This window comes from Anaerococcus lactolyticus S7-1-13, from assembly GCF_000758765.1.
Lineage (GTDB): Bacteria > Bacillota > Clostridia > Tissierellales > Peptoniphilaceae > Anaerococcus > Anaerococcus lactolyticus.
The window spans coordinates 57,945-69,464 of the sequence record NZ_JRMW01000015.1 but is presented as its reverse complement, the minus strand read 5'-3'; the positions used below and the strand labels follow the sequence as shown (position 1 = coordinate 69,464).

At 36.4% G+C, this 11,520-nt stretch carries 10 protein-coding genes; 8 read left to right on the top strand and 2 right to left on the bottom strand.

Annotated elements, in window-relative coordinates; genetic code table 11:
- Positions 1-204: 204 nt before the first annotated feature.
- Entirely contained in the window at positions 205-858 is a 654-nt protein-coding gene (locus HMPREF1630_RS00850) for an MgtC/SapB family protein (RefSeq protein WP_004827218.1), read from the bottom strand.
- 206 nt (positions 859-1,064) lie between these two features.
- On the opposite strand from HMPREF1630_RS00850, the gene HMPREF1630_RS00845 reads away from it, so the two are divergent.
- The 5 genes from HMPREF1630_RS00845 to HMPREF1630_RS00825 all read left to right on the top strand — a co-directional run bounded on the left by HMPREF1630_RS00845 (position 1,065) and on the right by HMPREF1630_RS00825 (position 5,626).
- Positions 1,065-1,853, top strand: coding sequence for an HAD-IIA family hydrolase (locus HMPREF1630_RS00845; protein WP_037326155.1), 789 nt, complete (start codon positions 1,065-1,067; stop codon positions 1,851-1,853).
- Between the two features lie 159 nt (positions 1,854-2,012).
- Positions 2,013-2,720 carry a glycerophosphodiester phosphodiesterase gene (locus HMPREF1630_RS00840; protein ID WP_037326153.1) on the top strand — a complete coding sequence of 236 codons (708 nt, stop codon included), beginning with the start codon at positions 2,013-2,015 and terminating at the stop codon, positions 2,718-2,720.
- Positions 2,721-2,735: 15 nt separating this feature from the next.
- Positions 2,736-3,818 carry a C4-dicarboxylate TRAP transporter substrate-binding protein gene (locus HMPREF1630_RS00835; RefSeq protein WP_231549495.1) on the top strand — a complete coding sequence of 361 codons (1,083 nt, stop codon included), beginning with the start codon at positions 2,736-2,738 and terminating at the stop codon, positions 3,816-3,818.
- A gap of 40 nt (positions 3,819-3,858) precedes the next feature.
- On the top strand, positions 3,859-4,335 hold the full coding sequence (locus HMPREF1630_RS00830; protein WP_004827214.1) for a TRAP transporter small permease: 477 nt from the start codon (positions 3,859-3,861) through the stop codon (positions 4,333-4,335).
- Entirely contained in the window at positions 4,328-5,626 is a 1,299-nt protein-coding gene (locus tag HMPREF1630_RS00825) for a TRAP transporter large permease (protein ID WP_037326150.1), read from the top strand. The genes HMPREF1630_RS00830 and HMPREF1630_RS00825 overlap by 8 nt, the downstream gene beginning before the upstream one ends.
- 97 nt (positions 5,627-5,723) lie before the next feature.
- On the opposite strand, the gene HMPREF1630_RS00820 is transcribed toward HMPREF1630_RS00825, so the two are convergent.
- Positions 5,724-7,415, bottom strand: a complete 1,692-nt coding sequence (locus HMPREF1630_RS00820; protein ID WP_037326148.1) for a Na/Pi cotransporter family protein — start codon at positions 7,413-7,415, stop codon at positions 5,724-5,726.
- 233 nt (positions 7,416-7,648) lie between these two features.
- On the opposite strand from HMPREF1630_RS00820, the gene mnmE reads away from it, so the two are divergent.
- From mnmE to rsmG, 3 genes are read left to right on the top strand one after another with little or no spacing between them, the layout of a single operon-like run.
- Positions 7,649-9,013: a tRNA uridine-5-carboxymethylaminomethyl(34) synthesis GTPase MnmE gene (mnmE, locus tag HMPREF1630_RS00815; protein WP_037326145.1), complete on the top strand. Its 1,365-nt coding sequence runs from the start codon at positions 7,649-7,651 to the stop codon at positions 9,011-9,013.
- A complete protein-coding gene (gene mnmG, locus HMPREF1630_RS00810; protein WP_037326142.1) occupies positions 9,003-10,889 on the top strand; it encodes a tRNA uridine-5-carboxymethylaminomethyl(34) synthesis enzyme MnmG in 1,887 nt (628 codons plus the stop codon). Before mnmE ends, mnmG begins: the two co-directional genes overlap by 11 nt.
- Positions 10,882-11,511: a 16S rRNA (guanine(527)-N(7))-methyltransferase RsmG gene (gene rsmG, locus HMPREF1630_RS00805; RefSeq protein ID WP_037326140.1), complete on the top strand. Its 630-nt coding sequence runs from the start codon at positions 10,882-10,884 to the stop codon at positions 11,509-11,511. The genes mnmG and rsmG overlap by 8 nt, the downstream gene beginning before the upstream one ends.
- Positions 11,512-11,520: the final 9 nt, after the last annotated feature.

Genomic DNA, 11,520 nt, shown 5'->3' with positions numbered 1-11,520 from the left:
TCAATGGCACTAAACTTAAATAAATTAGCTTCAAAAATTAAAAATAGGAACTTAGAAATCATAAAATACAAAGCTGCCTAAGAAAAAAATGTTAAAATGAGGAATTAAATAGCTTGATACAAATATCCAAGAAAAAAGTGATGAGCAGAATAGTTTTAACTATTCTGCAACATCACCTTTTGCATCTTCCAGGAGGGATTTTTTTTAAAATATATCAAACTTCTCAACGTGGAGGTCGCTTTCTAGGAAGGCTATGAATTCGTTTAGTTCTTCTGCGTCTTTTGGGTAGATTAGGAAGTTTAGTATGTATTTTTGGTCTTTGAATCTTAGGTTGTAGGCTTTTTTGATTAGGTGGTTTTGTTCTATATAGGTGTCGATTCTGCCTATGATGTTGGAGTTTCTTGATTCTATGATGGCTGTGTATTGGTCATGTCTTTTGAAGATTTCACCACTAAACATAAAGGTTTGAAATATTACTATAAATGCTGCTGCTACTATGCCTACGAAATACATACCCGCTCCAAATGCCATGCCTACTATTGATGTTGTCCACATTCCTGCTGCTGTTGTTAGGCCTGTGACGCCGTAGTTTTTTACAAAGATGACTCCTGCGCCGAGGAAGCCTACGCCTGATACTATTTGCGCAGCAACTCTTGCTGCGTCGTAGTTTTTTACATCGTAGAAACCGTATTTTGATATTATCATTGCTATACAAGCACCAAGGCAGACAATGGTGTGGGTTCTTACTCCTGCTGATTTGTTTTTGGTCTCTCTTTCTGATCCTATTATGAATCCTGCCAATACTGATAGGGCTATCCTTAATAAGAGATTTAGGTTGAAGCTATCTAATATATTCATAATTCCTCCTTAAATAAAAAACTAGAGAACAGGGGTGTACAAATAAGTACCTATTCTCTAGTCTCTAATTTATTTATTTTTATTCATTATATTATATTAGGATAAATATGTCAAAACATTTTCCTATGATTGACTTTAAATTTTATCTGTGTTAGTATCGATTTATAATTATGGATAGGTTATCTTATAAATAAACGGGAGGTATTATGGAGAATACTATTGATAAGTCAGTTTTTTTGTTGGATATGGATGGCACTATTTATTTGGGAAATGTGCTTATTGACGGAGCGAAGGAATTTTTAGATAAAATTATTTCTGAGGGTAAGAGATATATTTTTTTGACTAATAATGCATCAAAAGATAAGTCTACCTATGTGAAAAAACTTGAGGCTTTGGGGATAAGGGCTGGTAAGGATGATGTGTTTACGTCTGCTGATGCCAGTATTTCTTACCTTAGCAAGCTAGGCAAGAAGAGGCTATTTTTGGTGGGTAACACTTCTCTAAGAAACCAACTGCTGGATGCTGGTTTTGAGATTGTTGATGAGCGTAACCAAGATATAGACGCTGTTTTGGTCAGTTTTGATACAGAGCTTAATTATGAAAAACTTTGGATAGCCTGTGATTATCTCCAAGACGGATATGATTATTATGCCACTCATCCAGATTTTGTTTGCCCACTAGAAGGTGGTAGGATTATGCCGGATGCTGGCTCTATTATCGAACTTTTATTTGCTTGTGTTGGCAGGAGACCAATTGTTATAGGCAAGCCTGAGGATAAAATGATTGAGGCCTTGATAGGAGCCTATGCCTTTAAGAAAGACGATCTTATTATGGTAGGTGATAGGCTTTATACTGACATAGCTATGGGATATAAGTCAGGTATTAAGTCTGTTTTGGTCCTATCAGGAGAAACAAGTTTAGAAGATTATAAAAAGAGTGATGTTAAGGCTGATTATATTTTTTCTTCTGTTAAGGATATGGTGGAAAAAATTTAGGAAAAGGATTGTAAAAAGTTTTGACAATTGCTTGTATATATATTATAATTAAATAAACTGAATACAATAGAGATTAGAGAGAGAAAAGTATTAGGCTATAGGTCTGTACTTTTTTATTTCTAAAATTTTTTGTAAATTGGGAATAAACAAGGAGGGTTAATGTTAAATTTTGCTCATAGGGGCTTTAAGTCTAAGTATCCCGAGAACACTATGCTTGCATTTGTAAAAGCATATGAAGAAGGGGCCGATGGAATTGAGTTCGATGTCCATCTTACAAAAGATAATGAAATCGTAATCATGCATGATGAAAATACCCTTAGAACTACCGGTAAAGATGCATACATAAAAGATTTAACTTTTGCAGAGCTTAGACAATTAAATGCTGCCAAAGATTATGAGGGCGTAGTTGAAAAAGTACCTACTTTAAGGGAATATTTTGAATTTGTAAAAGACAAGAAAATTCTTACAAATATCGAACTTAAAAATAGTATTTTCAGATACGAGAATCTCGAAGAAAAAGTTTGCGAGCTTATCGATGAATTTGACTTAGAGGATTATATAATAATCTCATCATTCAACCATCAAAGTATATTGAAGGTGAAAGAACTTAAGCCAAATTTAAAATGTGCCTTATTAACAGAGTCTGTTTTGATTGAACCTTGGAACTATGTAGGAAAAAATAAGATAGAATATTTCCATCCAATGGTTCAAACTGTAACTATCGAGGATATCAAAAAATGCCAGGACAATAATGTTAAGGTAAACGTTTGGTTTGGCAAGGAAGATTTTGATTTCCAAGAGGCAAAGGACCTAGGTGTTGACGGACTTATAACTGATTATCCAGATCTAATTAAAAAACTAAAATAATTCAAGGAGATTATGATGAAAAAAAGAATTTTAGCAACAGCACTTTTACTAGCAAGCGTATTTGCATTTAGCGCATGTGGTGGCAAGGATAATAAAGAAGGCAAAGATGCCAAAGAAGAAACAAAAGTAGAAAGCAAAGAAGATAAAGATACAGCAAAAGATGAAAAGAAAGATGATTTTAAAATAGTTTTAAAACTATCTCACGTTTTCGCACCTGGTGAACAATTAACAATATCTACTGATAAAGCAGCAAAAGCTATTACAGAGAGAACAAATGGCGCTGTAGAGATTCAAACATATCCTCAAGGCCAATTACCAACTTATAAAGATGGACTTGAACAAGTAGCTAATGGAGCAGACTTCATATCAGTAGAAGATCCATCATATTTAGGTGACTACGTACCAGATTTCAAAGCCCTAGTTGGACCATTCCTTTATAAAGACATTGACCAATATACAAAAATGACTCAAACAGACCTAGTTAAGGGTATGATTCAAAAACTAGAAGATGAACACAAAATTAAGGTTCTTTCATTAAACTACACCTTTGGTTTTAGAAACCTAATGACAAATAAGGTAATAGAAAAACCTGAAGACTTAAAAGGAATGAAGATTAGAGTTCCAGGTTCTCAAATCTTTATAGATACAATCAACGCTATGGGAGCTACTGCTACACCAATGGCATTTTCAGAAACAATATCTGCTGTAGGACAAAAAGCAGTAGACGGTCTTGAAGGTACAGTTGATGCTATGGGAGCTAATGGTAGTGCTGAAGTTGTTAAAAACGTTGCCCTTACTAGACATTTCTTAGGTGTTTGTGGTATCTATATAAACAAAGATGTCTTTGATTCTATTCCAAAAGAATATCAAGACATTATAGTTGAAGAGTTTACTAAAAACGGTGAAGAGATGACAGAAAAGGTTAAAAACAACTACGAATCTCAAAAGAAAGCCCTTGAAGATGATCACGGCATTAAATTTAATGATGTTGATTATGAAGCCTTCCAAAAAGCTTGTATGCCAGTTTATGACAAGATGGAAGGAATATCTGATGGTATATTAGATAAATTATTAGCTGAAATTGAAAAAATGAAATAATAAATAGGCTTCGGCCTATTTATTATTTTAGGAGATTTTTATGGGAAAAAAATTACTTGATAACTTCGAAGAGATAATAGCTTCGTTGTTTCTAATGGGCACTACCGTCTTGGTAGTGGCAAATATTATTTCTAGATATTTTTTGAAGACGGGTATATTTTGGTCTGAAGAAGTTGCGACTGGATTTTTTGTTTGGTCAGTATTTATAGGTGCTGCAGCAGCTTTCAAAAAAGGCCAACATATAGGCATAGATATTATAGTTAGCAAATTAAGTGGCAGGAATAGAGCAATTGCCAATGTGTTAATAGATTTAGTAGTTTTGATTGTTATAGGCTTCATAACTGTGTTTAGCGTTCTTTATGTTAAAACATCTTATACTAAACCTACACCTGTTCTTGGAGTATCATCTGCATACATATCATCATCAATAATAGTGGGTTTTACCTTCATGCTAATAAGGGCTTTTATATTTTTATTTGATGATATAAAGAAATTAGGAGGTAAAAGTGATGAGTAGAGAATTCCTTTCTATTTTGCCTATAATTTTAGTTTTTGTACTTTATTTTTTGAATGTTCCAATAGTATTTTGCTTATTTGCATCAACCTTGTTCTACTTTTTTGTTATAGACAAGGGTACAAGTCCTGTTTTGGTTTTTCAAAAATTCATAACATCTACGCAGAATTTTTCGCTTTTGGCTATCCCCTTTTTCATAATGGCTGGCTCCATAATGAATTATTCGGGAATCAGTGAAAAGTTAATGGATTTTGCTGATGTACTTACAGGTCACCTAAAGGGAGGACTTGGCCATGTTAATGTAGTTCTATCCTTACTTATGGGCGGGGTTTCAGGATCAGCTAATGCTGATGCAGCTATGCAATCAAAGATGTTAGTGCCAGAGATGGTCAAAAAAGGATATTCTAATGCTTTTTCTTCAGCTATCACAGCTGCATCTTCTGCAGTAACCCCTGTTATTCCTCCAGGAATAAACCTAATTATATATGGTATCATCGCTTCAGTTAGCGTTAACAAAATGTTTATAGCTGGTTATATACCAGGACTTTTGATGGCAGGATCTATGATGGTAGTTGTTGCAATTATAGCCAACAAGAGAGACTACCAACCAACCAGAGAAAAAAGAGCGACAGCCTATGAAGTTTTGATCCAAGCCTTTAAATCATTTTGGGCACTCCTCTTTCCTTTTGGTATCATCGCTAGTATTAGAATCGGTATGGTAACTCCATCAGAAGCAGGTGCTGTAGCAATATTGTATTCAACAGTAGTTGGATTCTTTATCTACAAGAGATTAAAACCTAGCGATTTCATAAATATTTTTAAGGAAACAATTTATGGAACTGGTTCAGTTGTCTTAATAATAGTTGCAGCTAATGTATTCGGATATTACCTATCCTGGGAGCAAATACCACAAAAACTTACAACCCTCCTATTAGGAATAACAACAAATAAGTATATAATGCTTATGATTTGTAACATAATTTTGTTGGTATTGGGCATGTTTATAGAAGGTGGAGCAGCGATGGTTATTACAGCACCACTTCTAGTACCACTCGTAACCCAACTTGGTGTTGATCCTTTACACTTTGGTTTAGTAGTTATAGTTAACATAATGGTTGGTGGTATAACACCTCCATTCGGTTCTATGATGTTTACTGTGTGTGGCATCACAAGGTGTAGTATCGAGGAATTTATAAAAGAAGTTTGGCCATTTATTTTAGCCATCCTTGTTGTACTCATACTTATCACCTATGTTCCAGCTATAGTACTATTCTTACCGAACTTGATAGGATAAATAATTGTTTATTAAAAAGAATTTAGCAAGCTTTAGGCGAGCTAAATTCTTTTTTTGTATTAAAAAAGATGCTGTTTTTTTCAGCATCTTTAAATTATTAGAAAAGTTCCATATTTTCTTCGCCTTCGATGTGGTAGCCGGTGTGGGTTTTTACTGGGTCTACTGTGATTCTTGCGATGTTGAAGGCGTGGTCACCGATTCTTTCCATAGTTGATAGGATGTCGTTGTAGACGTAGGATGCCATGGTTGTCATGTCTAGGCCCTTCCTAAGTCTTCTATAGTGACTCTTTCTTAATTTTACTTCCATTAGGTCGAGGGCTGCCTCGTCTTCGCTTAGCTTGTTGTATTTGGCTACATCTTCTTCTTCGAAGACTTCTACTGCCATTGCTATGTTGTTTATGACGAGGTCGCAGATGTCGTTTAGGTCAGCTAGAGCCTCTTCCCCATAGCCTGTACCTGACTCGTATATTTCGTGGTAATAGTCTGCTAAATTTTCAGATAGGTCTGAAATTCTTTCGACGTTGATTTGTACTTGCAAGTAGGTTTGCATATCTCTTTCTATGTCTGGTGGAGATTGGCTTTGGGCAAGTGTTAGTAGGTAGGCTTGGATTTTGGTATCCATGTCGTTTACCATTGATTCTGCTTCCTTGGCTGTGTCATAATATTTTTTATCCTTGGTGTTTAGGTAGGATTTGGTTGCCTTGATATTTTCAAGGGCTACTACTGATTCTTGGATAATTGCTGTTTTTGTTTGTGATAGGGCTGCAGCTGGGAAGGTTGATATTAACTTATCATCTAGCTCTATGTTGCCAAGATCAGTTAGGATTGAATCCTTGCCTGGGATAATCTTTCTTAAGATTCTTGCGACTAGTTTTATGAATGGTAGGAAGAGTATCATTCCTACAAAGTTAAAGGTAAAGTGTCCTACTGCTATGGTCATGAGCTTGTTGGCTTCAATTGCTCCTGCAATAAATTCTACCAATTTTTGGTAAGGACCTAGGATTGCTAGGAATACAATGGATATTGATACGTTAAATAGGATGTGGAAGAGGGATGTTCTTTTTGCTGACAAGCTTCCTCCAAGACTTGCGAGGATGGCTGTAATACAAGTACCTATATTTGCACCGAACATTAGGGCAAGGGCTACGTTTAGCTTGATGGCTCCTGTTGCGAAAAGGGATTGGGTAATACCGATAAAGGCAGATGATGATTGGAGTAAAGCTGTGAGGACTGTACCTATTAGAACACCTAAGACTGGCTTTTGACCAACATTTGCTACTACTTCTTCAAAGCCTGGTATATTTTTTAGTTCTTCAAGGGATGCTCCCATCATTTCAAGACCGATAAATAATAGACCGAAACCTATAAAAATTTCACCTATGTATTTGTTTTTCCTTTTAGCAGAGAACATAAATACTAAAACACCAATTAGGGCGATAAAATATGAAAAATATCCAAGGTTAAAACCGATAAGGATTGATGTTACAGTTGTACCTATGTTGGCTCCGAGAGTGACTCCGATGGCCTGCTCTAGGCTCATGATACCTGCTCTTACAAAGCTGATGGCGATGACTGTGGTTGCTGATGAGGACTGGATAAGTCCTGTGATTACTATTCCTACGAGGACCCCTTTGATAGGGTTGGAAGTGTATTTTTCAACTAAACCTCGCATCTTTGGGCCTGCAAAATTTGTTAGGGCATCGCCCATTAGGCTGATACCAAACAAGAATATAGCGAGACCTCCAGCTATGAGGTTCCATTGTAGGGAAGATAGTGATGATAAATTCATAATTCCTCCAATAAATCTTCATTACTTCTAATATATCACATTTATTAAATAAATAAAATTAAATTTTGAAAATTTTGTGCAGGCAGTTATTTTTTAAAAAAATTACAAAAATAATTCGAAGTGGCTATAAGTCAAGCTTTTATGTTGACAAAACGCTAATTTCCACTATAATCTTTATGTTAATACCCACTAGTGAAAGTAGTGGACAATCACTAAAAGCATAAGGAGGATTTATGGCAAAGACAATAGCAGCTATCTCAACTCCAGCGGGCACTGGTGGGATTTCGATAGTGAGAATGACGGGAGATTTGACTCTCGATATTATAAATGAAATATTTAAGCCGATTAATAAGAGGCCGATTGATCCTGATAAAGATAACAGGTACCTACGTTATGGCCATATAGTTGATGATGACGGAGAAATTGTAGATGAGGTTATGGTTGCCTTTATGAAGGCACCTGCCACCTATACTAGGGAAGACGTATGTGAGATTAATTGTCATGGGTCTTTTGTAGCTGTCAGGGAAATTTTGAATTTACTTTTAGATAAGGGTGCTGACCTTGCTGAGCCGGGAGAATTTACAAAAAGAGCCTTCCTAAATGGAAGGATTGACCTTTCTCAAGCAGAAGCAGTCCTTGATATAATCAATTCGACCAATAAATTATCAGCCAGCCAAGGTATAAGTCAACTCCAAGGTTCGCTTACCAAAAAAATTAGAGAAATTAGGAATGATTTAAAAGAGGGGCTTGCCCGTCTGGAATATTCTATAAATTTTACAGAAGATGGCGAAGACCTACCTGTATCAGATATTACAGCCTACATTAAAACTGCTAAGGCAAAAATTGACGACCTTGCTAGCACATCAAATAAGGGAAAACTTGTAAAAGATGGGATTAATACCACAATCGTTGGCAAACCAAACGTGGGCAAGTCTTCACTTTTGAATGTGCTTTTAGATGAAAACAGGGCGATTGTCACTGATATACCGGGCACAACTAGGGATCTCATCACAGAGTATATTTCCCTGGGCGACTTTACTCTAAAGATTAACGATACAGCAGGAATCAGAGATACTGATGACTTAGTAGAAAAAATTGGTGTTGATAAATCAATCGAACTTATTGATGAGTCTGACCTCATCCTTGCGATTTTCGATATGTCTAGAGATTTTGATGAGGAAGATAAAAAAATCCTTGACCTAATTAGGGGTAAAAATGCCCTTATAATTTTGAACAAGGCAGACCTAGAAGGAAAATTTGACGAGAAAATCTTTGATGTCAACCTTCCTATTATCAAAACTTCCATGGTTGATCAGCTGGGCATTAGAAAACTTGAGGATACAATCAGGGATATTTTTGATACCAAGGAAATAAAGAGGGAATCGGTTTTAATTACAAATACCAGACACGAAAGACTTTTAAAGTCAGCAAAGGAAAAGATAGACCAATCTTTAAATGATATGGAGGCTGGCATTCCTATAGATGCCTGCGAGGTTGATTTGTCATCTGCCTACGAAGATTTGGGCCTAATTATAGGTGAGAGTGTTTCTGGAGAAATTATGGATAAAGTATTTAAGGAGTTTTGCGTTGGAAAATAAATATCAAGCAGGAAGCTACGATGTAGTTGTTGTTGGTGCAGGTCATGCTGGTTGCGAAGCAGGTCTTGCAGCTGCAAGGTTAGGAATGAAGACCTTAGTTTTAACTACATCTATGGAGTCAATCGCGGACATGCCTTGCAATCCCAACATTGGAGGCACAGGCAAGGGTCACATAGTTAGGGAAATAGATGCTCTTGGTGGGGAAATGGCGATCAATATCGACAAGACCTTCATCCAATCAAGAATGCTTAACACATCAAAAGGCCCAGCTGTCCATTCCCTTAGAGTGCAGGCTGACAAGAGAAAGTACCACGATGAAATGAAAAAAGTTTTAGAAGATAATCTTGATCTTTTTGAACAAGAAGTGGACAAAATAAATTACCAGGATGGAAAAATTGTTTCATGTGAAACAGTCCAAGGAGCAATCTATGAAACCAAGGCTATCATAATTTGCACTGGCACCTACCTAAATGGAAAAATCCTAATCGGTGATTACGAAAAGGTAAGTGGTCCTCATGGCCTTTCTGCAGCAACTTTTCTTACAGACAGCCTTAGAGAAATGGACTTTAATATTCGTAGGTTTAAGACAGGCACACCTGCCAGAGTTCACAGGGATTCAATAAATTATGAAAAAACAACCGTTCAAGAAGGCGATAAGGAAGTAATTCCATTTTCATTTCTAAATGAAGGCAAGGATTATTCTGACAGGCACCAAGAGGATTGTTTCCTAACCTACACAACAGAAGAAACCAAACAAATCATCATGGATAACTTAGATAGGTCTCCAATTTATGGGGGCAAGATTAAGGGAATTGGTCCAAGGTATTGCCCATCTATCGAAGATAAGATGGTGAGATTTCCTGACAGAGATATCCACCAAGTCTTTATCGAACCAGAAGGCTTATCAACAAAGGAAATGTATGTCCAAGGCGTGTCATCTTCCCTACCTCAAGAAGTCCAGATGGAATTTTATAAGACCATAATCGGCCTTGAAGATGTAAAAATAATGAGACCTGCCTATGCTATCGAGTATGACATGATTGATACCAGAGAATTAAAAAGAACACTAGAAAGCAAAGCCTACTCTGGTTTATACTTTGCAGGACAGATTAACGGGTCATCTGGTTATGAAGAAGCTGCTGGCCAAGGTCTTATAGCAGGTATAAATGCAGCCCTAAAAATCAAGGGCGAGGAAGAATTCATCCTAGATAGGTCTGATGCCTATATAGGAGTTTTGATTGATGACCTCGTTACAGAAGGAACAAATGAACCATACAGGATGATGACATCAAGATGTGAATATAGACTAACTATGCGTCAGGACAACGCTGACGAAAGACTTTCAAAAAAAGGTCACGATATTGGACTTGTTACAGATGAGCGTTATCAAAAAATGCTAGATAAGCGTGAGAAAATTACAAGCGAAATAGAAAGACTTAAGAATATCATGCTTACACCAAAGGATGAAACCAACAAGGCCCTAGAAGAGCTTGGGTCAACTCCACTAAACAATGGACTAACCCTTTATGAATTGATAAAAAGGCCAGAAATCACATACCAAAACTCAGTGATTTTTGACCCGGAAAGATCAGACCTTCCTTCTTATATAAGCTTGAGCGTCCAAACAGAAATAAAATACGAGGGCTATATCAAAAAGCAACTTAAGGACATAGAGAAATTCAAAAAGCTTGAGAGTAAAAAGCTAAGTCATGATATTGATTATGCAAAAATTCCTGGCCTCAAAAAAGAATCAGCAGAAAAACTAAATGAAATCAAACCTGATTCCATTGGTCAAGCTTCAAGGATTTCCGGAGTAAGCCCTGCGGATATAAATGTGCTTTTAATTAGGCTAAAGACTGGAGAACTTTATGGATAAATATAAAGTTTATACTGATTATCTCTTGGAAGTAAACTCCCATACCAACCTCACCACAATAACAGACCCGGCAGAAATTGACTTAAAACACTTTAAGGACTCCCTTACAGTTTTGGATTATATAAAAGAAGGCGATAAGGTTTTGGACCTGGGTGCTGGTGCTGGTTTTCCAGGCATTCCACTAAGAATTGAAAAAGATTTTGATTTAACTTTGATAGATTCAGTTAATAAAAAAGTTAATTTCATGAATGAAGTCATAGAAAAATTAGGACTTACCAATGCCAGAGCCATCCACACCAGGGCAGAAGATTTTGCAAAAGATCATAGAGAAGGCTTTGATGTAGTAGTATCACGAGCTGTAGCAAATATGGCAACTCTTTCAGAGCTCTGCCTGCCTCTTGTTAAGGTCGGAGGTCTTTTTATAGCTCTAAAGGGACCAAAGGCTGATGAAGAAGTAAAGGAAGCTTCAAATGCACTTGAAATTTTGGGTGGTGAAGTAATTGAGAAAAACCACTTTGACCTCGCAGGTAATGAGAGGTGCAATGTTGTTGTAAAAAAAGTTAGGTCTTGTAAAGAGACTTATCCAAGGGGACAAAATCTCCCAAAGAGAAAGCCCCTATAGTGTTTCATA

Coding starts and splice junctions, on each gene's coding strand:
- HMPREF1630_RS00850 (WP_004827218.1), bottom strand. CDS start 858: ATGAATATATTAGATAGCTTCAACCTAAATCTCTTATTAAGGATAGCC.
- HMPREF1630_RS00845 (WP_037326155.1), top strand. CDS start 1,065: ATGGAGAATACTATTGATAAGTCAGTTTTTTTGTTGGATATGGATGGC.
- HMPREF1630_RS00840 (WP_037326153.1), top strand. CDS start 2,013: ATGTTAAATTTTGCTCATAGGGGCTTTAAGTCTAAGTATCCCGAGAAC.
- HMPREF1630_RS00835 (WP_231549495.1), top strand. CDS start 2,736: ATGAAAAAAAGAATTTTAGCAACAGCACTTTTACTAGCAAGCGTATTT.
- HMPREF1630_RS00830 (WP_004827214.1), top strand. CDS start 3,859: ATGGGAAAAAAATTACTTGATAACTTCGAAGAGATAATAGCTTCGTTG.
- HMPREF1630_RS00825 (WP_037326150.1), top strand. CDS start 4,328: ATGAGTAGAGAATTCCTTTCTATTTTGCCTATAATTTTAGTTTTTGTA.
- HMPREF1630_RS00820 (WP_037326148.1), bottom strand. CDS start 7,415: ATGAATTTATCATCACTATCTTCCCTACAATGGAACCTCATAGCTGGA.
- mnmE (WP_037326145.1), top strand. CDS start 7,649: ATGGCAAAGACAATAGCAGCTATCTCAACTCCAGCGGGCACTGGTGGG.
- rsmG (WP_037326140.1), top strand. CDS start 10,882: ATGGATAAATATAAAGTTTATACTGATTATCTCTTGGAAGTAAACTCC.